The organism is Lysobacter oryzae DSM 21044 (genome assembly GCF_059568595.1).
The window spans coordinates 301,684-322,838 of sequence record NZ_JCANTQ010000012.1; the positions used below are offsets into that span (position 1 = coordinate 301,684).

Here is a 21,155-nt window from a genome sequence, read left to right on the forward strand (position 1 = left end):
GTCGCATGGACGGGCCAGATCCGGTGTGGGCCAGTATCCGAGCCGGGATCGAATCCCGCCTTAATAACGAACCTTTAAGTACAGGAACCATCCAGCTTGGTTGTGGTCCGCCCGGCAACGCTGCGGGCTGCCGGTGGCGACGCCGCGCGCGTGCCCGCTGCCTAAGATGGGCGCCGCTCCCGCCTCGCCTGCCGCTTCATGGACACGCTCCTGCAACTCATCGCCACGTACGGGCTGCTGGTCGTTTTCGTCAGCGTGCTGCTCGACCAAGGCGGGATCCCGCTTCCCGCGTATCCGCCGATCATCGTGACGACCGCGATCAGCGTGGATGCCGGCGAAAGCTGGTGGCCGGTGCTGCTGGTGGCGACGCTGGCGGCGGTGCTGGCGGACTGGGTGTGGTTCCTCGGCGGCCGGCGCCTGGGCGCTCGGCTGGTGCGGCTGATGTGCCGGCTGTCGCTATCGCCGGACTCGTGCGTGCGCACGACGCGCGGCATCTACGCGCGCTGGGGCGTGGGTTCGCTGGCGGTGGCCAAGTTCGTGCCCGGCTTCGCCGCGGTGGCGACCACACTCGCCGGCGAGACCGGCACGAGCACGCGGCGCTTCCTGCTGTTCGACGGCATCGGCGCGCTGTTGTGGTCCGGCGTCGCCGTCGCACTCGGCGTGGTGTTCCACCGCGCGGTGGATCGCGTGCTCGCCCAACTCGAACAGCTGGGGCATTACGCGATCCCCGCGCTGCTCGCGCTGGTGGCCGCGTTCGTGGCGTGGAAATGGCTGCGCCGGCGCCACTTCCTGCAGCAGTTGAGGATGGCGCGCATCTCCGTCGACGAGCTGCACCAACTCATGGAGAGCGGGATGCCGCCACTGGTGGTCGACGTGCGTGCGCCCGACCAGCGCGCGGCCAGCGGCTGGATCCCCGGCGCGGTGTTCGCCTTCGCCCCCGGCGATGACGAGCTGCCGGTGCGCGACGAAGTGGTCGTCTATTGCGATTGCCCCAACGAAGTGTCGGCGGCGGTGCTCGCGCGCGAACTGCAGCAGCGCGGCTTCCGTCGCGTGCGCCCGCTGGCCGGCGGCTTCCAAGCGTGGCGGGCATCGGGCCGGTTGGTCAGCCGGCACTTCGGCGACGAGCTGCCGGCGGCCTGACACAAAAAAAGCCGCCGGTATGCCCGGCGGCTTTTCCTTGCGACCTCCCGCCGATCAGAAATCGAAGCGGACCTGCAGCTGCGCCAGGTCGGCGTCGAGGTCCTCGACTTCGAAGCGGCTGTATTCGCCGCGCAACGCGACGCGGTCGGTGAAGCGGTATTGCGCACCCACGCCGTAGGTCGGATCGGTGCCGCTGTCGTCGTCGTTGCCGGTCAGGCCGGGCAGCGAGGTGTCGACGTTCCAGCGATGCAGGCCGGCCTTGGCATACGCGGACAGGCGCTCGGTGATCGGCAGCGTGCCCACCGCGGTGAAGTAGGCGCTGTCGCCTTCCAGCGCCGGGCCGGCGCCGTCCGGCTCGATCTTGCCGAAGTCGGCATAACCGGCTTCCAGGCCGAAGTACTTGTTGAACTGGTAGCCGCCGAACACCGAGAACGCGGTGTCCTCGTCGTCGTAGGCGCCTTCGTCGACGAACGCCTGGCCGACGCCGGCGCCCGCGTAGAAGCCGTGCTCCTGCGCGCTGGCGCCGAACGCGGCGGCGCCGAGGGTGGCGGACAGCAGCAGGGTGGAAAGCAGTTTGGTCTTGCGCATGGTTCTTGGTTCCTTGGATCCGGCAACGACACGCGTCGCGCCGGCGCGTGGGCCCCGGCCCGATGCCTGGGCTGCCATCGCAGCGGAACCGTTGTATGGGCCGCCCCGCGCGGAACAATCGCGCCAATCGTGGATTCTGCTTCCCGGTATTGGGACGATCGAACGTGCGCACGATCGCGCGCGCCCCGCGAATCAAACGGTGCGATTGAAGTCGGTGCGATTCAAGTTGGTGCGACGCAAATTGGTGCGACTCACTTCGCCGGCACCACGCGCCAGACGGTGTTGCCGACGTCGTCGGCCACCAGCAGCGCGCCGCGCCCATCGACGGCGACGCCGACCGGACGCCCGCGCGCGCGGCCCTGCGCGTCGAGGAAACCGGTCAGCACGTCCTCGATCGGCCCCGCCGGTCGCCCGTCGGCGAACGGCACGAACACCACGCGGTAGCCGCTGGGCGGCCGGCGATTCCACGAGCCGTGCAGGCCGATGAACGCACCGTTGGCATAACGCGCCGGCAGCAGCGTGCCGTCGTAGAACGCCAGGCCCAGCGACGCCACGTGCGCGCCGAGCGCGTAGTCGGGCGCGATCGCGCGCGCGACCAGCGCCGGATCCTGCGGCTGCACGCGGCTGTCGACGTGCGCGCCGTAGTAGCTGTACGGCCAGCCGTAGAACGCGCCCTCGCGCACCGAGGTGAGGTAGTCGGGCACCAGGTCGCTGCCGAGCTCGTCGCGTTCGTTCACCACCGTCCACAACACGCCGGTCTGCGGTTGCCAGGCCAGGCCGACCGGATTGCGCAGGCCGCTGGCGAACACGCGGCTGCTGCCGCTGCGCAGGTCGATTTCCTGGATAGCAGCGCGTCCGGCTTCTATCGCCATGCCGTGCTCGGCGACGTTGCTGTTGGAACCCACGCCGACGTACAGCCTGCTGCCGTCGCGGCTGGCGAGCAGGCTCTTGGTCCAGTGATGGTTGCGTGGCGCGCCCGGCAGGTCCGCGACCTTCACCGGCGCCGCGTCGATGTGCATGTCGCCGCGCTGGTACGGCACCCGCACCACGGCATCGGCATTGGCGACGTAGAAGTCGTCGCCGACCAGGGCCATTCCGAACGGCGACATCAGGCCTCGCAGGAACACGCTGCGCGTCTCGGCCACGCCATCGCCGTCGCCGTCGCGCAGCAGGGTGATGCGGTTCGGGCTCGGCACCGCCGCGCCGGCCTTGGCGAACGCCCGTTTCATGAAGGCGCCGCGGATCGGATTCGACGGCGGATCTTCCGTGGGCGGACGATTGGTCTCGGCGACGAGCACGTCGCCGTTGGGCAGCACGTACAGCCAGCGCGGGTGCTCGAGTCCGCTCGCGAAGGCATTCACCGCCAGCCCCGTGGCCGGGGTCGGCGTTACGCCGGCGGGCCAGCCGATCGCCTGGGCCACCTTCACCGTCGGGATGAGCGCCTTGTCCGGCGCCGGCAATACCGGGTGCGGACCGGTGTCGGCCTTCGCCGCGAGCCGGGCGGAACCGCCGCAGGCACCGATCCCGAGCAAGGACACGGACAACGCGAGCGAACGCGCGAGCCGATGAATCCCAAGCATGGCGGCCTCCTTTCACGAGGCGGCGAGTGCGCGCCTCGTCTGCGGACGCAGCGTGGTCCCGGCGCTATGAAGTCGGTGTGAGACCAAGGAGGCGCGTCAGCGCGCGGCGTGCCAGCGCCACTCCAGGCCCACCGTAATGGTGCGGCCCGGCGCGGGTTCGTAATAGCGGCGGTTGCCTTCGTTGACGATCACCGAACCGGCGTAGCGACGATCCAGAAGATTGCCCACCGCGAGGAACGCGCGGCCCTCGCCATCGTGCGCAGCGAAGCCGTAGCCGCCGCTGGCGCCGAGCACGGTATAGGCCGGAGCGCGTTCGTCGTCGAACGGATTCACCGGCACCGCGCCCACATGCTGCGCATCCACGCGCAAATGCCAACCTTGGTCGCCGCCCCACTGCAGCGCGGCATAGGCATTTACACGCGGCGTGCCGGGAATGCGCGTGCCGGCGGCGACCGGCGTGGCGACCACGGGACAGGGCGTGCTTGCGCAGGCGAGGAAGCCGTCGCGGAACGTCGCGTCGAGCCAGGTCAAAGCGAACTCGCCACGCCAGCGCGTGCCCAACGGCACCTGCGCCGACCATTCAATGCCCTGCCGCCGCGCCATGCCCGCGTTCTGGAACGTGGTGCGGCCGCCGCTGCTGGTGGCGACGGCGAGTTCGTCGCGGGTATCGGCGCGGAACAGCACGAGTTCGCCCGATGCGGCGCCGCGCGCGAATTTCATCCCGGCCTCCATGCTGCGCGTGCGCGCCGGCCGCAGGCCGAAGTTGGGACCGCTGCCGCCGTCGCTGCGGTAGGCCAACTCGTTGAAGGTGGGTGTCTCGAAACCGCGCCCCCACGCCGCGAACCACTGCCAATGGGGCGACGGCTTCCAGCCGATGCCGGCCACCGGCGAGGTCGCGCGGTAGCGCACCGTGCCGCTGTCGTCGGGATTGCCGGTGCGGACATAGCGGTCGTGCGACCGGAAGCGCAGGTCGCTGTGGCGCATGCCCGCCATCAGTGTCCACGCCGGCGCCGGATGCCACGTGGCTTGCGCGTACTGGTCGAACGCGCGCACGTCGTCGTCCTGCGACAGGCGCAAAGCGCCACGCACGCCCAGGCGCGCGCCGACGAAATTCTCGTAACCGTGGCGGTCCTGCTGCTGGCGATCCAGGCTCACGCCCGCGACCAGTTCGAGCGGCGCAGCGGCCAGCGTCGTCGTCCGGGTCCAGCGAGCATCGATGCCCGCGTACGGCGACGACAGGTCGATCACGCCGCCGCCGCTGAGCGGGCTGGCCTGCGCCGCCACGGGCACGGCGAGGTACTGGGTGATGTCGCGTTCGCCGGCGTAGGCGAGCAGGCGCAGCTGCGCACCGGCGCTGACGTCGTGCGCGAAGGTGAGGCCGAGCTGGCGTTGCGCCACCGACTTGCGCGTGTTGAATCGGTGCGCGGCATCGACGGCCTGGCGCGGATTCGCTTCGAACGACGCACGATCGAGGCCGAGCGGATCGAGTGCTTCCGGCGCCGCCAGGCCATTGGCGACCAGGGTCAGGGTGGAATCGCCGCGCGCGGCGCCGAGCTTGGCGTTGAACAGCGTGCGCCCGGCGCGGCTGTGGTCGCGGTAGCCGTCCGTCGTGAAGCGGTTGAGGCCGACGACGTAGCCGACGTCGCCGCGCCGGTCACGCAGTTCGACGCCGAGGCGGCGCGCGCCGTCGCTGCCGGCGGCGCTCTCCAATCCCAGTTCCATCGGTGTCACGCCATCGACCGTGAACAGTTGCAGCACGCCGCCGGCGGCGTTGCCGTACAGCGCCGAGAACGGCCCACGCAGCACTTCGATGCGCGCGCCGTCGAGCAGCGGGAAGTGCGAGAGCTGGCCCTGGCCGTCCGGCGTGGTGGCGGGAATGCCGTCGACATACAGGCGTACGCCGCGGATGCCGAAGCTCGCGCGCGTGCCGAAACCGCGGATCGACAGCTGCTCGTCCTGGGCGAAGTTCTGGCGCGAGCGCGCGAGCACGCCGGGGACGCCCACCAGGCGTTCGGCGACGGCGGCGCCGAGCGCATCGCGGCGGTCCGCCCGCAACGGCACCACGCTGACTGCCGCGGGGACCGCGTCCACGGCCTGCGGGATTCGCGTGGCCGTAACCTGCACACGCGGCAGCGTGGGCACGTGCTCCTGCGCGCGCGCGGCGGGCAGCGGCGCAACGATGAGCAACGCGATCGATCCGATCCGACGATGATCCGTTAGCCGCACGTACACCTCGTCCGTAGCCGCCCGCAGCGTACAACGGCCGCCGGCGACGGCGCGCGGCGGCCGCGTATGCACGCAGTGAAGGCGCACGGTCGCTGCCACGCGTCCTACACGGCGCCGGGCCTACGTTGCGCGCGAAGCAGGCGCCGCTGGCCGCGCCGGAGGAGACCTACATGACACCGATTACATCCCGCGCAGCGCTTGCGATCGCGCTGCTGCTGCCGCTGCTGTTGTCCGGTTGCGACCGCCGCACGGTCGAGGACGACCGCCAGTCCACCGCGGAGCCGGGCACGCCAGCCGCGACGGCGACGCCGGCCGAGGCCGATCGCGCGGCCAGTGCCCCGGTCGCGACCGTCACGCCGGAACCCGCCGACACCGCAACGCCGGCCCCGGCGGCGAACGCCCTCACCCAGGCCGATGCCCTGGCCTGGCTGGTCGCCGCGGACGAGCACGAGATCGCCGCCGCCGACCAGGCCCTGGCCAAGAGCGTCACCGGCAAGGTGCGCGACTACGCGCAGATGATGAAGACCGACCACGGCAAGAATCTCACCGACACCACCCGGCTCGGCGCCGCCACGTCCACCGCGGCGGCAGTGACGGCGCTGAAGCAGAAGGGTGAGGCCGACCTGCGCGCGCTCGACGCCAACGCCGGTGCCGCCTACGAGAAGGCCTACGTCGACGCGATGGTGCGCGGGCACACCGACGTGCTGGCGATGTTCGACAGCACCCTGCTGCCGGCCGCTACCGATGCCAACGTGCGCCAGCACTTCACCACCACGCGCGCCACGGTTGCGCGCCACCTGGACAAGGCCAAGGAACTCCAGGCCACGATGAAGTAAGGCCACGATGAAGTAGCGGCGGCGCCGCGCCAGAGTTGGGTGTCAACGCGCCGGATCGCTCACCGGCGCGAGCGGGAGGCGCCGCCAGCCGCGGCGCCTCCCGCCTGTCCGCTAGCCGTGCGTCAGGGCAGCCGTTGCGCGTACTCGGCTTCCAGGCGCGTGTGCGCGCGCCACAGGCCCTCGGGCGTGCGCCCGTCCAAGCGGTCGCGGAGGATGTCGAGGTGCGCGTGCCAGCCGGCCGCGACGCTGAGCATGCCGTCGCGCGATGCCAGGCGGCTGTGGGTGACCACCAGCGCGACCTGGTCGCCGCGGGCGCTCAACTCGAAGCGCACATGCGAAGCGCCGTCGTCCTCGCCCCAGGTGTAGGCGAGCAGTCGCGGCGGGTCGTACTCGGTGATCGTGCCGCCCATGCGCGCGTCGTCGTACTTCGCGTACTTGGCCGGCGGCGGATCGTCGTTGTCGGTGAGCGCGGAATTGTGGAACTGCAGCTCGACGTGGCCGCCGGCGCGCGCCTCCATGTCGCCACCGGCCAGCCACTGCGCGCGCAATGCGCCGTCGGTGAGGTATTGCCACACGCGATCGATCGGCCCGGGCAGCAGGCGCTCCACGCGCACGGTGTCGGCAGCGGTGCGGACGCCGTAGTCGGCGTCGGGCAGGGCGAGGTTCATGGTTTCCTCCTGGGGGAGCGGCGGGCGGGGGTGCGCCTGGAAGTCGCTTTCGGCGCGGGCTTGGCGGCGTCCTCGGCCTTGAGCAGGGCTTCGAGGGCGTCGAGCTTGTGGTTCCAGAAGCGTTCGTAATGGCGGATCCATTCGGCACCGGCGTGCAGCGGCCGCGCATCGAGCCGGCAGGTGTGGACGCGCCCCTGCACCTCGCGCTGGATCAGGCCCGCGCGTTCCAGCATCTGGATGTGCTTGGACGCGCCGGCCAGCGAGATCTCGAACGGCGCGGCGAGCTCGCCGATGCTGCGCGGCGCCTTGGCGAGATCGCGCAGCATGGCGCGGCGCGTGGGGTCGGCGAGGGCGCGGAAGACGGCGTCGAGGCGGGTGGAGGATTTATCAACCATAAGGTTGAATATACGCCGCCCGATTCCATTGTCAACCGTTTGGTTGAGCTATGTTCTTTTGCACCGCGAAGAGGCCTCGCCCTGCAAGCGGGCGAGGCCCGGCTCCAGCAAGCGGCGGAGGCGTCGGCTCTGTCTCCCGCACCCGGTGAAGGTGGGAAGCGGCGCAGCGCACTCACGTCATGCAGACGGCCTCGACGTTGTTTCCGTCCGGATCGATCAGGAACGCGGCGTAATACGTCGGCGCGTAATCCAGGCGCAGCCCGGGCGCGCCGTTGTCGCGCCCGCCGTTGGCCAGGCCCGCCGCGTGGAACGCATCCACCGCCGCGCGATCCGGCGCCGTGAACGCGACGTGGGTGCCGCCAGCCGCCTTCGCGGCCTCGTACAGCCACAGCACCGCCGCGTCCTTGGGGCCGAGACCGGCGCCGCCTTCGTAGCGCGAGTCGAGCACATGGCCCAGCGGCGCGAGCACGGCCTCGTAGAAGCGCACGCTGGCGTCGAGGTTCTTCACTTTCAATCCGAGGTGGTCGTACATGGCGGCTCTCCGTGAGGGGCGGCCAGGGTCGCGCGATCCGCGGGCGCGTACTTGGAGAAAATTGCGCTAGTGGCGCCGGCGGTCGAGGCGTCGTGCCAACGCCGCGATGCGCTCGCGGTCGCCGCGCGCGGCATGGCGGAAGTGCCGTGGCGGCAGGCCCGCGGCGCGATGGAAGCTGCGCACGAAATTCGACAGGTCGGCGAAGCCGGCATCGAGCGCGACTTCGGTGACCGGGCGCGCGTCGCCGGCCAGCAGCTGCGCGGCCCGCCGCAGCCGCGCGCGCAACAGGTATTGGTGCGGCGTCACCCCGACCACGCGCGCGAACAGGCGCAGGAAGTGCCAGGCGCTCAAGCCGGCCTGCGCCGCGGTGGCCTGCAGGTCGACGTCCTCGTGGGCGTGCTCGTCCAGCCACAGCGCGGTTTCCACGGCGCGGCGCCGGTCGCGCGTGCTCGCCGCCAGGGCCGGGCGCCGGCGCTGCCCGGCGAGCGCCAGGTAGCGACCGACCAGCAGCAGGCCGGCTTCGTCCACGCCGAAATCGCTGTCGCCGGCGACAGCGGCCTGGGCGAGTTCGCCCAGCACCATCAGCTCCGGCAGCGGCGGCAGGCCGCCGGTGCGCCAGTGCCGTGGACTCGCGCCGAACTCGTCGACCAGTTCCGCGGCGAGCTTGAACGACAGGCATTCGTCGCCGCCGTGGTGATGGTCGTGGGTGCAGACGAACTCGTCGCCGCAATGGCCGACCAGCACCGAGCCGGCGACCAGCTCGAAGTCCTCGCCGCGCGCGCGATAGCCGAAGCTGCCGCGGCGCACGTACGACACCGAGGTCAGGTCGTGGCGTTCGATTGCGACCGGCGTCTGCGGACCGGCCTGGCAGCGGAAATCGAGCACCGACAGCGCGCCGCGATGCAGGTGCGCGACCTGCATTGCGCCTTCCGAAGCCGTGGGTGGTGAGGTGGGCTCGGCCATGGCGCCAGCCTACGCCTGGCGTCGGCGGTGCGCGTTAGCAGTCTTGGCGCGAGTGCGTTCCGGCGCCGTCGCGTATCAGGCGCCGCCGTCGAAGCCGTGCTGGCGCCAGGCCTCGAACACGACCACCGCCACGGTGTTGGATAGATTGAGGCTGCGGTTGTCCGGGCGCATCGGCAGGCGCAGCCGCTGCGCCGCCGGCACGCCGTCGAGCACGTCGGCGGGCAGCCCGCGCGTCTCCGGGCCGAACAGGAAGGCGTCGCCCGGCCGGTACGCGACGCCGTCGAAGCGCACCGTGCCGCGCGTGCTCAATGCGAACACCCGCGGCGGCGTTCCGGTCTCGCCTTCGATCGCGGCGAGCGCCGCGGCCAGGGAGTCGTGCACCTGCAGGGTCGCGTACTCGTGGTAATCGAGCCCGGCGCGGCGCAGCTGCGCATCCTCCAGCGTGAAGCCCAGCGGCCGCACCAGGTGCAGGCGCGCGCCGGTGTTGGCGCACAGGCGGATCACGTTGCCGGTGTTGGGCGGGATCTCGGGCTGGAACAGGATGACGTGGAACATGGTGTCGAAAGGGGCGGCGCGCGGCGCGCGAGTATCGCCTACACCGGCATGCCCACTACCAGGCCATCGCCTTGCCGAAGCGGTCGTAGAACCCGCCGCTGCGCTCCGGCGTCGCCGCCGCGATCGTCCGCAGCAGCGCCGCGACCGAATCGGTCGCGCTGATCTGTGCGCCGCTGCCGCCCATGTCGGTCAGCACCCAGCCCGGGCACAGCGCGATCACGCTGATGCCGCGCGGCTCCAGCGCCTTGGCCAGCATCTTCGTCGCCATGTTCAGCGCGGTCTTGCTGATGCGGTAGCTGGGCGAGTGGAAATCGGGGTCGTCGCCGAGCGAGGACATCATCGAGGACAGGTTGGCGACGGTGGCGCCATCGACGAGCTGCGACGCCAGCGCCTGGGTCAGCAGGAACGGCCCGACCGCGTTGGTGCGCAGGCTGTCCTCGAGCGTCGCCGCGCTCACGCTGCCCCAGCGTTCGCCCGAATGCAGCACGCCGGCGTTGTTGATCAGCAGGTCGATGCCGTCGGCGACCAGCGGCAGCTCGTGGGCGAAGGCCGTGCGCGACTTCTCGTCGGCCACGTCCAGCGGCAGCACGTGCAGGCGGCCGGGATGCTCGCCGGCGAGGTGGTTGAGCTCGGTCGCCCGGCCGGGCTGGCGGCAGGCGGCGACGACGCGGTCGCCGCGGGCCAGCAGCTGGCGCACGAATTCCAGGCCGAGGCCGCGGTTGGCGCCGGTGACGAGGCTGCGGCGGGGTGACTGGGGCATGGGTGGGCTCCCGGAGAGGACGCGAGTATCGACCAAACGGGGTGAGCGCCGTGGGGAGCGCCGCCGGCGCACCGGCGGCACGCGCGGGAGGTGGCGCGCTGCGGCGCGTTCAGCATTGCCGCGGTCGGGTTTCCGCGCGTGGCGCCCAAAACTCGCAACTGGATGCCCCAGCCCGCCCGCGCGCGCGCGCGGAGCGAACCGCAAGTGGTGCGCTCGCGGGCGGGGCGGGACTTGTGACCCATGCCGCGCGCCGGACCGCGCCGTACCATCCGCCGGTCCGGTGGTTGGGCCACCCCGGCGCAGATCCGACCTATTCCCGAACAGGAGTTCGCATGTCCTTCGCTTCGCTCAAGCGCGCTGCCTTCGCCAATCACGGCCCGCGCGCTGCCGTCCTCGCCGTCGCCCTGGCCACTGCCGTCGGCGGCGCGACCTTCGCCCCGCAGGCCGCCTACGCCAAGGCGCCCGCCGCCGAGGTCGCCATCCCCTACGAGGAGTTCACCCTGCCCAACGGCCTGCGCGTGATCGTGCACACCGACCGCAAGGCGCCGATCGTCGCGGTGAACATCTGGTACCACGTGGGCAGCAAGGACGAGCCGCTCGGCCGCAGCGGCTTTGCGCACCTGTTCGAGCACCTGATGTTCAACGGCTCGGAGAACCACCCGGGCGAGTACTTCGTGCCCTTCAAGCAGGTCGGCGTGACCGACCAGAACGGCACCACCAACACCGACCGCACCAACTACTTCGAGAACGTGCCGACCACCGCGCTCGACATGGCACTGTGGATGGAGTCGGACCGCATGGGCCACCTGCTCGGCGCGATCGACCAGAAGACGCTCGACGAGCAGCGCGGCGTGGTCCAGAACGAGAAGCGCGAGGGCGAGAACGAACCCTACGGCCAGGCCTTCGACGTGCTGACCGAGGTCATGTACCCGGCCGGCCATCCGTACCACCACACCGTCATCGGCTCGATGAACGACCTCAACGCGGCCTCGCTGGAGGACGTGAAGAACTGGTTCCGCACCTGGTACGGCCCGAACAACGCGGTGCTGGTGCTGGCCGGCGACATCGACGCGAAGACCGCGAAGGAAAAGGTCGCCAGGTATTTCGGCGACATCCCGGCGACGCCGAGCATGGCGCAGCCGAAGGTCGATCCCGCGCCGCGCGCCGAATCGACGCGTTCGGTGATGCAGGACAAGGTGCCGCAGACGCGCATCTACCGCGCCTGGAATGTCGCCGAGTACGGCGCGCCCGACCTCGACCGCCTGCAGCTGTTCGCCCAGGTGCTCGGCGGCAGCCGCAGCTCGCGCCTGGACAAGCGCCTGCTGCACCAGGACAAGCTGGTCGACCACGTCTCGGCCGGCGCGTACGCGTCGCAGCTGGGCTCCACCTTCCTCATCACCGCCGACGTCAAGCAGGGCGTGGACGCGAAGAAGGTGGAAGCGGTGATCGACGAGGAGCTGAAGAAGCTGCTCGCCGACGGCCCGGGCGCGGCCGAGCTGGCGCAGGCCCGCACCGTGTTCAAAGCCGGCTTCGTGCGCGGCGTCGAGCGCATCGGCGGCTTCGGCGGCAAGGCCGACACGCTGGCCGAGTGCGCGGTCTACACCGGCAAGCCGGACTGCTACCGCGACAGCCTGAAGACGATCGAGACCGCCTCGGTCGCCGACGTGCAGGCCACCGGCCGCAAGTGGCTGGGCAAGGGCGACCACACCCTGGTGATCGAGCCCGGCGCGCGCACCGCGCTGCCGGAAGAGCCGGCGGCGACGCCGAGCCCGCTGACGCTGCCCAAGGCCGATGGCAAGTACAGGACGGTCAAGGTCGACGTCGACCGCAAGGCCGGCGTGCAGGTGCCCAAGGACTTCCCGGAGCTCAAGTTCCCGGCGCTGCAGCGCGCCACGCTGAGCAACGGCACCCAGGTGATCCTGGCCGAACGCCACGACGTGCCGGTGGTGCAGTTCAGCTACCTGTTCGACGGCGGTTACGCCACCGATGCGGGCCAGAAGCTGGGCACCGCGAACTTCACCCTGGGCATGCTCGATGAAGGCGCGGGCAGCTATGACGCGCTGGCCTTCGGCGACCGCGCCGAATCGCTGGGCGCGAGCCTGGGCGCCGGCGCCTCGCTCGACGGCGGCAACGCCTACCTGTCGGCGCTGAAGGAAAACCTCGACCCGTCGCTGGCGCTGTTCGCCGACATGCTGCAGCGCCCGCGCTTCGACCCGAAGGACATCGAGCGCCTGCGCGGCATGTGGCTGGCGTCGATCGCGCAGGAGAAGGCCGAACCCAACGGCGCGGCCACGCGCGTGCTGCCGCCGCTGCTGTTCGGCGAGGGCCACCCGTACGCGATGCCGCTCAGCGGCACCGGCACCGAGGCCACGATCAAGGCGCTCACCCGCGACGACCTGCTCGCCTACCACCGCGCGTGGGTGCGCCCGGACGGCGCCACCCTGGTGGTCGTCGGCGACACCACCCTGAAGGACATCGTGCCGGCGCTGGAGAAGCACTTCGGCAACTGGAAGGCGCAGGGCGCCAAGCCGGCGCCGCTGCAGATCCCGACGGTCGCGCGTCCGACCAAGCCGCGCGTGTTCCTGATCGACCAGCCCGGTTCGGTGCAGGCCAACATCTACGCCGGCGAGCTGATGCCGTCGACCAAGGATCCGGGCGCGATCAAGCTCGACATCGCCAACACCGTGATCGGCGGCGACTTCACCGCGCGCCTCAACATGAACCTGCGCGAGGACAAGCACTGGTCGTACGGCGCGCGTTCGTCGCTGCGCGATGCGCTCGGCCAGCGCCCGTGGCTGGCGGTGGCGCCGGTGCAGATCGACAAGGCCGCCGACGCGATGGCCGAGATGCGCCGCGAGATCGTCGAGTACACCGACGGCAGCAAGCCGGCCACGCCGGCGGAAGTCGCGCGCATCCAGGCGATCAAGATCCGCAGCCTGCCGGGTGCGTACGAGACCGCCGGCTCGGTGATGGGCACGATCGGCGGCATCGTCCGCTACCAGCGCCCGGACGACTACGTGTTCAAGCGCAAGGCCGAGATCGAGGGCATGGACGCGGCGCAGGTCAACACCGCGGCCAAGGCGATCGATCCGAACGCGTTGACCTGGGTGGTCGTGGGCGACCTCAAGCAGATGGAAGCCAAGGTGCGCGCGCTGAACTTCGGCGAGATCACCATCCTCGACGCCGACGGCAAGCCGGTCGGCACGGGCAAGCCGGCGAAGTAAGCCGCCGGCCGCGCCGGAAAGAGGCCCGCTTCGGCGGGCCTTTTTCATGCGGACGTGACGCAGGTTTTTGCCTGATTCACCCATCGCGGCAACAATGACGCGCATCGCTCCCCGGAGATGTCGCATGCGTCCCACCGTCGTCCTCGCCCTCGCACTGGCCGCCAGTGTCCTCGCCGTCGGCGGCTGCACCTGGGTGCACATGGCCCCCGGCGCCTCCGCGGTGCGCGTGGTGCCCGCCGGCGCCGCCCCTTCCGGTTGCGAGCAGCGCGGCGAGATCGCCGTGTCGGTGAAGGGCAAGATCGGCTTCTACGAGCGCAACCCGCTGCGCGTGCGCGAGGAGCTGGAGACCCTGGCCCGCAACGAAGGCCCGGGCCTGCAGGCCGACACCCTGCAGCCGCTGTCCGAGCCCCGCGACGGCGAGCAGCGCTTCGCCGCCTACCGCTGCCGGCGCTGAGCCGGCGCTCCGTACCAACCGGGCCCATTCCGTATCCGGACGGCATCACCACCGCCCGGACCTGGCGCGACCCGCTGGAATCGGCCTGAACCGTGCAGTTTCGCCGGCGCCCCAGGGACTTGCGACCTGCGGCCGGTGCAACCATGTCGACAAAGCGTTAATCTGACGCGCTTTTTTCGCCAGGTTGCCTCCCCATGCTGTTCCAACACGTTGCCATTGCCGGTCTGGCGCATATCGACGCCCCGCGTCGACTGACCTCCGACGAGATCCACGCCCGCCTCAAGCCGACGATGGACCGTCTTGGCATCAAGACCAACGTGCTGCAGGACGTCGCCGGCGTGAACGAGCGCCGCCTGTGGGATGGCGACATGCTGCCTTCCGACGCGGCCACGCTCGCCGGCGTCAAGGCGCTGGCCGATGCCGGCATCGATGCCGACCGCATCGGCCTGCTGGTCAACACCTCGGTGAGCCGCGACTACCTCGAGCCGTCGACGGCCTCGATCGTGTCCGGCAACCTGCGCCTGGGCGAGAACTGCCAGAACTTCGACATCGCCAACGCCTGTCTTGCCTTCCTCAACGGCATGGACATCGCCGGGCGCATGATCGAGCGCGGCGAGATCGACTACGCCCTGGTGGTCGACGGCGAGACCGCCAACCTCGCCTACGAGAAGACCATGGAGCGGCTGAGCAAGGACGGCGTCACCGCCGAACAGTTCCGCGACGAGATGGCCACGCTGACGCTGGGTTCCGGCGCCGCGGCGATGGTGCTGGCGCGCGCCGAACTGGTGCCGGGCGCGCCGCGTTACCGCGGCAGCGTCACCCGCTCGGCCACCGAGTGGAACCACCTGTGCCGCGGCGACGTCAACCACGACCGCATGGTCGCCGACGGCCGCATGCTGATGATCGAGGGCGTCAAGCTCGGCCAGAAGACCTTCACCGCCGCGCGCCAGGCGCTGGGCTGGGTGGTCGACGAGCTCGACGAGTTCGTGATCCACCAGGTCAGCAAGGCGCACACCCAGGCCTTCCTCAAGGCCTTCGGTATCAATCCGAAGAAGGTCATGACCATCTTCGGCGAGCACGGCAACATCGGTCCGGCCTCGGTGCCGATCGTGCTGAGCAAGCTGCGCGAGATGGGCCGGCTGAAGAAGGGCACGCGCGTTGCCCTGCTCGGCATCGGCTCGGGCCTGAACTGCTCGATGGCCGAAGTCGTCTGGTAAGCCGCGGCTAGACCGTTTGCGAAGTACCGCGGGGTGCCACTGGCACCCCGCGGTCGTTTTGCGCCGGCCTACGCGGCCTGCGGCTGTGCCTGCAGTGCCGCCAGCACGCCGTCCCACAGCGCGATGCGCGCACGCACGGCGTCCACCGCCGCCTCCAGCACCTGCGCCCTGCGCGCCGGATCGTCGCCGATCGCGCGTTCGATGATCTGCTGCGCCATCGGCCCATGCGATTCGCCGTCCACCTCGATGTGGCGCTTGAGGTAGAACACGAACATCGGCGCCGCGCCCTCGTCGACGTGCCAGCGCGCCAGCAGCGCGCCGAACATCTGCGGGATCACGCTCTCGCGGCCGTGGAAGAAGTTGGTCATCACCGCGAGCGTGCTGTCCTCGCGCGCCACGCGCAGGGTGTGGCCGACGAAGGCGCGCACGTGGTCGGGCGCACCGACCGTGTGCAGCGCATCCAGCGGTTCCATCCCGCCGTCGAGCAGCTCCAGGAAGCGTGCGAACTGCGCCGTGTCGGCGCCCACTTCGCGCATCGCGTCGAGGTAGATGTCGAGGTGGCTGGCCGGTTCGCCATCGGGACGCAGGTCGCTCTCCTCGCCGAGCACGATCTCGTTGATCAGGTGCGAGGCGACCCGGTCGCGCGGCGGTACCCACGGCACCTGCGTGCAGGTGAGGTCGCGCTGCAGCCGCTTGAGCAGGCTCATGAAGTCCCACACGGCGAACACGTGCGCGCGCATGAACTGGCGCAGGTCGCCGAGGTCGGCGAGCGCCGCGAACACCGGATGCAGTTCGAGCCGGGTGTGCAGATCGGCGAGGGTCGCCGCGTCGGCGGCCGCGCGATCGGTTTGATGCAGATCCATTACTGCTGCCATTACCGTTCTCCTTGGATAGGCGAAAAAAGCGCCTGCCGGGCCGGGCAGGCGTGTCCAGGACGCGTCCGCGTCCATTTCCAGAGTGGAGGTTTCCGGTTACGGCCTGGCGTGCCTGCGTCACGGTTTCTTACCGCCGCCGCGCCCGCGGCAAACCGGGCGGGCGCCGGGGATCGGCGCGGGCAGCGACTGGGGTTAGGACGGCATAATGGCGCCCCTGTTCGCTGGGCCGTCCTGCCCCGCACCTCGGCAGATTCCCTGGCAGACCCGCATGGCTTCGTCGTTCCCGGCTTCCCTTCCCGACTATCCGTTTTCGCCGCAGCGGATCGAGATCCGCCCCGGCATCGCGATGTCGTACCTCGACGAAGGCCCGCGCGACGGCGAGGTCGTGGTGATGCTGCACGGCAACCCGTCGTGGAGTTACTACTGGCGCAAGCTGGTGCTGGGCCTGCGCGATCGCTACCGCTGCATCGTCCCCGACCACGTCGGCATGGGCCTGTCGGACAAGCCCGGCGACGATCGCTACGCCTACACCCTGCAGTCGCGCGTCGACGATGTCGAAACCCTGCTGGCGAAGCTGGGCATCACCGGCCCGGTGACCCTGGCGGTGCACGACTGGGGTGGAATGATCGGTTTTGGCTGGGCGCTCGCGCACGCGGCGCAGGTCAAGCGGCTGGTGATCACCAACACCGCCGCGTTCCCGCTGCCGGCGGCCAAGCCGATGCCCTGGCAGATCGCGTTCGGCCGCGACTGGAAGGTCGGCGCGCTGGTGATCCGCGCGTTCAACGCGTTCTCGTCGGGCGCGTCGTACATCGGCGTGGAAAGGAAGATGCCGGCCGCCGTGCGCCGCGCCTATGTCGCGCCGTACGACTCCTGGGCCAACCGCATCAGCACCGTGCGCTTCATGCAGGACATCCCGCTCGGCCCCGGCGACCAGGCGTGGCCGTTGCTGGAGCAGGCCGGCCAGCGCCTGCCCGAATTCGCCGACCGCCCGGCGTTCATCGGCTGGGGCCTGAAGGACTTCGTCTTCGACCGGCACTTCCTCGACGGTTTCCGCGCCGCGCTGCCGGACGCGGAAGTGCACGCGTTCGCGGACGCCAACCACTACGTGCTGGAAGACAAGGCCGACGTGCTGGTGCCGGCGATCCGCCGCTTCCTCGACACGCACCCGCTCGCCTGATCGCGCGCGGGCGCAACGGGCGTCAGCAATCCGGCAACGGGTTGCGCTCGGCGTCGCTGACGCCGACCCAATCCTGCGGCGTCAGCAGCGGCAAGCCGTGCGCGAGCCGCGCCTTGTCGCACTGCGCGCTGGCTTGGCCGAATTCGTACGACGCCGGCACCAGCGCGCAGACCGAGGGCCGGCGGTCGTGGATGCTGCAGCGGCTGTAGCGGCCGATGTCGGCATCGAGCGCGATGCAGCGCGGGTTCGCCTGCGACGTGCCGCGCATGGCGCGTTCGTGCGCGCGCAGCGGCTCGGTCAGCTCCGACGGCACGTGCCCGCCCAGCGCCGGGTCGGTCTCCGACCAGTGGAAGCTGACGCGGAAGTAGGCGCAGCACGCGCCGCAGGTGAGGCAGGGGTGGGTCACGGGAACTGCACGGGTCGAGCCGGGCCCGCATTTTACCCGGGGCGTGGCGGCGATTCCGCCGCTTCAGGCGACAATAGCCGCATGCCTACCGACGTCCGTGCCGACGCTTGCAACATCGCCGCCTCGCTGCCGCGCCTGGCCGCGCAGTTCCCCGATCGCATCGCCATGCGTTGCCCGGGCGCGCGCGGGCCGGACGGCCTGGCGCGCTACGACACCACGCTGAGCTACCGCGAACTCGATGCGCGCAGCGACGCGATCGCCGCGGGCCTGGCGAAGCACGGCGTCGTGCGCGGCACCCGCGCCGTGGTGATGGTGCGGCCGACGCCGGAGTTCTTCCTGCTGATGTTCGCGTTGTTCAAGGCCGGCGCCGTGCCGGTGCTGGTCGATCCGGGGATCGACAAGCGCGCCTTGAAGCAGTGCCTCGACGAAGCGCAGCCGGAGGCCTTCATCGGCATTCCGCTGGCGCAGGTCGCGCGCGTGCTGCTGGGCTGGGCGAAGTCGGCGCGTACCCGCATCACCACCGGCCGGCGCGCGCTGTTCGCCGATGCCACCCTGGCGCAGGTCGAACGCGACGGCGCCCAAGCCGGTCCGCAGTTGGCCGACACGCAACCGGACGAGGTCGCCGCAATCCTGTTCACCAGCGGCTCCACCGGCGTGCCCAAGGGGGTGGTCTACCGGCACCGCCACTTCGTCGCGCAGATCGCGTTGCTGCGCGACGCGTTCGGCATCGCGGCGGGTGGCGTCGACCTGCCGACGTTCCCGCCGTTCGCCCTGTTCGATCCGGCGCTGGGGCTGACCTCGGTCATTCCCGACATGGACCCGACCAGGCCGGCGCAGGCCGATCCGCGCCGGCTGCACGACGCGATCGCGCGCTACGGCGTCGACCAGCTGTTCGGCTCGCCCGCATTGATGGGCGTGCTCGCCCGCCACGACGAACCGCTGCCGACGCTGCAGCGGGTCACGTCCGCGGGCGCGCCGGTGCCGGCCGACGTGGTCGCGCGCATGCGCGAGCTGCTGCCGGAGCACGCGCAGTTCTGGACGCCGTACGGCGCGACCGAATGCCTGCCGGTCGCGGTGATCGAAGGCCGCGAGCTGCAGGCCACGCGCGCGGCGACCGAAGCCGGCGCGGGCACCTGCGTCGGCCACGCGGTCGCGCCCAACGAGGTGCGCATCATCCGCATCCGCGACGACGCGATCGCCGCGTGGTCCGAGGTGGACGTGCTGTCCGCCGGCCAGGTGGGCGAGATCACCGTCGCCGGCCCGACCGCGACCGACAGCTACTTCAACCGTGATGCGCAGACGCGGCTGGCGAAGATCCGCGAGACCCTGGCCGACGGCAGCGAGCGCATCGTCCATCGCATGGGCGACGTGGGCTACGTCGACGGCGAAGGCCGCCTGTGGTTCTGCGGGCGCAAGTCGCACCGCGTCGAAGCCGCCGGCGGCCCGCTGTACACCGAGCAGGTCGAACCGGTGTTCAACACCCACCCCGACGTGCGCCGCACCGCGCTGGTCGGGATCGGCGCGAACGGGGCGCAGGAACCGGTGCTCTGCGTGGAACTGGCCGGCGGCGTGGCCCGCGGCGAGTGGCCGCGGATCGCGCGCGAACTGCACGTGCTCGGCCAGGCCCGGCCGCACACCGCGCGCATCGGCCGCTTCCTGCGCCATCCCAAATTTCCGGTCGACATCCGCCACAACGCCAAGATCGGCCGCGAGAAGCTCGCGGCGTGGGCGCAGCAGCAGGGAGCCAGCGCATGAAGATCCTCGTCACCGGCGGCGGCGGCTTCCTCGGCCAGGCGCTGTGCCGCGGCCTGCGCGCGCGCGGGCACGAGGTGGTCAGCTTCAACCGCGGCCGCTATCCCGCCCTCGCCGCGATCGGCGTGCAGCAGGTGCAGGGCGACCTCGCCCTGCGCGATGCGGTGATCGCGGCCGCGCAGGGCTGCGACGCGGTGTTCCACAACGCGGCCAAGGCCGGCGCCTGGGGCAGCTATCGCAGCTACTTCGACGCGAACGTGACTGGCACGCAGAACGTGATCGAAGCCTGCCGCATCCACCGCATCGGCAAGCTCGTCTACACCTCCACGCCCAGCGTCACCCATCGCGCCACCCACCCGGTCGAGGGCGGCACCGCCGACACCGTGCCGTACGGCGAGCATCTCAAGGCGCCGTACGCCGCGACCAAGCTGATCGCCGAACGGCTGGTGCTGGCCGCCAACGACAACGCGCTCGCGACCGTGGCGCTGCGGCCGCGCCTGATCTGGGGCGTCGGCGACAACCAGCTGCTGCCGCGCCTGGTCGAACGCGCCAGGGCCGGGCGCCTGCGCTTCGTCGGCGATGGCCACAACCGCATCGACACGACCTACGTCGACAACGCCGCGCAGGCGCACTTCGATGCCTTCGACCATCTCGCCACCGGCGCGCGCTGCGCCGGCCGCGCCTACTTCATCAGCAACGGCGAGCCGCGCAGCGTGCGCGAGATCGTCAACGGCCTGCTGCTCGCCGCGGGCGCGCCGCCGGTCGACAAGACCATTCCGTTCGGCGTGGCCTACGCAGTCGGCGCGGTGTGCGAAGGCCTGTGGCACGTGCTGCCGCTCAAGGGCGAGCCGCCGATGACGCGCTTCCTGGCCGAGCAGCTGAGCACGACGCACTGGTACGACATGGGACCGGCGCGGGCGGACTTCGGTTACGTGCCGCGCGTGACGATCGACGAGGGACTGGCGCGGTTGGCGGCGGCCCTGCGTGCTTGAGTGAACGGCCGGGCGCCGATGCTGGCTGCCCGGCAGTGAGTGCCGCAACCGCCCGCATCCGCCACTCCCCGCGCGTTGCGGCCCGCTCGACGGCATCGGGTGTGGATGACCGTCCGCGGCATCGCACCGATGGCGCGGCCGGAATTGCAGCAACAGCCTGCGTCCGCATCTTCCCGTGCGCTGCGGCGCGCTCGACGGCATCGCATGCGGTGCGCTCCCGGCGCGGCGCGTCGTCACCGATCGATAAGGCCCGATCGGCGAGCATCGACCCACACCCGCGCGGTCGCGCCGCCGGGAGGCTCCCATGTTGTACGGCTCGGCCATCTTCCTCGCTCTCGCCCTGATCGCGGCGGCCTTCGGCCTCAGTGGCCTGCCCTCCGTCGCGGGCACGCTCGCGTGGTTCTGGTGCGCGGTCTTCTTCGGCCTGTCGCTGTCGGCGCTGTGGCGCTGGCACGGCGACCACCACGACCACCATCACCGCCACTAGGCGCGCGGCGTTGACACCGGCGTCATCCGGCTGAAGGCGTCCTAGACGAACGCCGCGGTCGTCACCGGCCGACGACTGCGGCGCGGCGAGCATGTTCGTGCGCCAGTCGGCGCATCGTTCTGGAGGCTCGCATGCTGCACTACGCCGTTGTCTTCTTCGTCATCGCGGTCATCGCCGCCGTGCTCGGCTTCACCGGCATCGCCGGTGCCGCCAGCAACATCGCGTGGATCCTGTTCGTCATCTTCCTCGTGCTGGGTGTGATTTCGCTGCTGCGCGGCCGCCGCGTCTGACAACGCTGCGTCCGAGCGGACACGCCGGGCCCCCGCGG

21 protein-coding genes are annotated in these 21,155 nt (G+C 71.0%); 10 read left to right on the forward strand and 11 right to left on the reverse strand.

Translation table 11 applies throughout. From position 1 onward, the window contains the following. Nucleotides 1–198 precede the first annotated feature (198 nt). The gene (locus tag BP05_RS11880) at nt 199–1,140 is read left to right on the forward strand and encodes a rhodanese-like domain-containing protein (RefSeq protein ID WP_496363680.1); all 942 of its coding nucleotides are present in this window, start codon (nt 199–201) and stop codon (nt 1,138–1,140) included. A 54-nt stretch (nt 1,141–1,194) separates the two neighbouring features. Here BP05_RS11880 and BP05_RS11885 read toward each other — a convergent pair whose 3' ends face one another. The 3 genes from BP05_RS11885 to BP05_RS11895 all read right to left on the reverse strand — a co-directional run bounded on the left by BP05_RS11885 (nt 1,195) and on the right by BP05_RS11895 (nt 5,495). After that, entirely contained in the window at nt 1,195–1,728 is a 534-nt protein-coding gene (locus BP05_RS11885; protein WP_496363682.1) for an outer membrane beta-barrel protein, read from the reverse strand. 251 nt (nt 1,729–1,979) lie between these two features. Continuing rightward, the gene (locus BP05_RS11890) at nt 1,980–3,308 is read right to left on the reverse strand and encodes a PQQ-dependent sugar dehydrogenase (protein ID WP_496363684.1); all 1,329 of its coding nucleotides are present in this window, start codon (nt 3,306–3,308) and stop codon (nt 1,980–1,982) included. 96 nt (nt 3,309–3,404) lie between these two features. Continuing rightward, a complete protein-coding gene (locus tag BP05_RS11895; protein ID WP_496363686.1) occupies nt 3,405–5,495 on the reverse strand; it encodes a TonB-dependent receptor family protein in 2,091 nt (696 codons plus the stop codon). Nucleotides 5,496–5,704: 209 nt separating this feature from the next. Between BP05_RS11895 and BP05_RS11900 the strand changes: the two genes are divergently transcribed. Continuing rightward, nucleotides 5,705–6,370 carry a DUF4142 domain-containing protein gene (locus BP05_RS11900; RefSeq protein ID WP_496363688.1) on the forward strand — a complete coding sequence of 222 codons (666 nt, stop codon included), beginning with the start codon at nt 5,705–5,707 and terminating at the stop codon, nt 6,368–6,370. 122 nt (nt 6,371–6,492) lie between these two features. On the opposite strand, the gene BP05_RS11905 is transcribed toward BP05_RS11900, so the two are convergent. The 6 genes from BP05_RS11905 to BP05_RS11930 all read right to left on the reverse strand — a co-directional run bounded on the left by BP05_RS11905 (nt 6,493) and on the right by BP05_RS11930 (nt 10,243). Further along, nucleotides 6,493–7,038 carry an SRPBCC family protein gene (locus BP05_RS11905; protein WP_496363690.1) on the reverse strand — a complete coding sequence of 182 codons (546 nt, stop codon included), beginning with the start codon at nt 7,036–7,038 and terminating at the stop codon, nt 6,493–6,495. Beyond that, nucleotides 7,035–7,433, reverse strand: coding sequence for an ArsR/SmtB family transcription factor (locus BP05_RS11910; protein WP_496363692.1), 399 nt, complete (start codon nt 7,431–7,433; stop codon nt 7,035–7,037). Before BP05_RS11910 ends, BP05_RS11905 begins: the two co-directional genes overlap by 4 nt. Before the next feature lie 172 nt (nt 7,434–7,605). Beyond that, on the reverse strand, nt 7,606–7,965 hold the full coding sequence (locus tag BP05_RS11915) for a VOC family protein (RefSeq protein WP_496363694.1): 360 nt from the start codon (nt 7,963–7,965) through the stop codon (nt 7,606–7,608). 66 nt (nt 7,966–8,031) lie between these two features. After that, complete coding sequence (locus BP05_RS11920) at nt 8,032–8,928, reverse strand: helix-turn-helix domain-containing protein (protein ID WP_496363696.1); 897 nt, start codon at nt 8,926–8,928, stop codon at nt 8,032–8,034. Between the two features lie 75 nt (nt 8,929–9,003). Further along, the gene (locus tag BP05_RS11925) at nt 9,004–9,483 is read right to left on the reverse strand and encodes a tRNA (cytidine(34)-2'-O)-methyltransferase (RefSeq protein ID WP_496363698.1); all 480 of its coding nucleotides are present in this window, start codon (nt 9,481–9,483) and stop codon (nt 9,004–9,006) included. 55 nt (nt 9,484–9,538) lie between these two features. Continuing rightward, nucleotides 9,539–10,243 (reverse strand): SDR family oxidoreductase, encoded by a 705-nt coding sequence (locus BP05_RS11930; RefSeq protein WP_496363700.1) that lies wholly within the window; start codon nt 10,241–10,243, stop codon nt 9,539–9,541. 332 nt (nt 10,244–10,575) lie between these two features. On the opposite strand from BP05_RS11930, the gene BP05_RS11935 reads away from it, so the two are divergent. The 3 genes from BP05_RS11935 (at nt 10,576) to BP05_RS11945 (ending at nt 15,138) form a co-directional block, all read left to right on the forward strand. Beyond that, nucleotides 10,576–13,467 (forward strand): M16 family metallopeptidase, encoded by a 2,892-nt coding sequence (locus tag BP05_RS11935; protein WP_496363702.1) that lies wholly within the window; start codon nt 10,576–10,578, stop codon nt 13,465–13,467. A 124-nt stretch (nt 13,468–13,591) separates the two neighbouring features. Beyond that, nucleotides 13,592–13,921 (forward strand): DUF4156 domain-containing protein, encoded by a 330-nt coding sequence (locus BP05_RS11940; RefSeq protein ID WP_496363704.1) that lies wholly within the window; start codon nt 13,592–13,594, stop codon nt 13,919–13,921. Between the two features lie 194 nt (nt 13,922–14,115). Further along, a complete protein-coding gene (locus BP05_RS11945; RefSeq protein ID WP_496363706.1) occupies nt 14,116–15,138 on the forward strand; it encodes a 3-oxoacyl-ACP synthase III in 1,023 nt (340 codons plus the stop codon). A 68-nt stretch (nt 15,139–15,206) separates the two neighbouring features. On the opposite strand, the gene BP05_RS11950 is transcribed toward BP05_RS11945, so the two are convergent. Then, the gene (locus tag BP05_RS11950) at nt 15,207–16,013 is read right to left on the reverse strand and encodes a DUF3050 domain-containing protein (protein ID WP_496363708.1); all 807 of its coding nucleotides are present in this window, start codon (nt 16,011–16,013) and stop codon (nt 15,207–15,209) included. Between the two features lie 268 nt (nt 16,014–16,281). Here BP05_RS11950 and BP05_RS11955 point away from each other — a divergent pair, with 268 nt between their 5' ends. Beyond that, on the forward strand, nt 16,282–17,190 hold the full coding sequence (locus BP05_RS11955; protein ID WP_496363710.1) for an alpha/beta fold hydrolase: 909 nt from the start codon (nt 16,282–16,284) through the stop codon (nt 17,188–17,190). Nucleotides 17,191–17,212: 22 nt separating this feature from the next. On the opposite strand, the gene BP05_RS11960 is transcribed toward BP05_RS11955, so the two are convergent. Beyond that, nucleotides 17,213–17,596 carry a YkgJ family cysteine cluster protein gene (locus tag BP05_RS11960; protein ID WP_496363712.1) on the reverse strand — a complete coding sequence of 128 codons (384 nt, stop codon included), beginning with the start codon at nt 17,594–17,596 and terminating at the stop codon, nt 17,213–17,215. An 81-nt stretch (nt 17,597–17,677) separates the two neighbouring features. Between BP05_RS11960 and oleC the strand changes: the two genes are divergently transcribed. The 4 genes from oleC to BP05_RS11980 all read left to right on the forward strand — a co-directional run bounded on the left by oleC (nt 17,678) and on the right by BP05_RS11980 (nt 21,117). Next, the gene (gene oleC, locus BP05_RS11965; RefSeq protein ID WP_496363714.1) at nt 17,678–19,351 is read left to right on the forward strand and encodes an olefin beta-lactone synthetase; all 1,674 of its coding nucleotides are present in this window, start codon (nt 17,678–17,680) and stop codon (nt 19,349–19,351) included. Beyond that, a complete protein-coding gene (gene oleD, locus BP05_RS11970) occupies nt 19,348–20,340 on the forward strand; it encodes a 2-alkyl-3-oxoalkanoate reductase (protein WP_496363716.1) in 993 nt (330 codons plus the stop codon). Before oleC ends, oleD begins: the two co-directional genes overlap by 4 nt. 304 nt (nt 20,341–20,644) lie before the next feature. Continuing rightward, nucleotides 20,645–20,827 carry a hypothetical protein gene (locus BP05_RS11975; RefSeq protein ID WP_496363718.1) on the forward strand — a complete coding sequence of 61 codons (183 nt, stop codon included), beginning with the start codon at nt 20,645–20,647 and terminating at the stop codon, nt 20,825–20,827. Between the two features lie 131 nt (nt 20,828–20,958). Continuing rightward, nucleotides 20,959–21,117, forward strand: coding sequence for a DUF1328 domain-containing protein (locus BP05_RS11980; protein WP_496363720.1), 159 nt, complete (start codon nt 20,959–20,961; stop codon nt 21,115–21,117). The last annotated feature ends 38 nt before the right edge of the window (nt 21,118–21,155 follow it).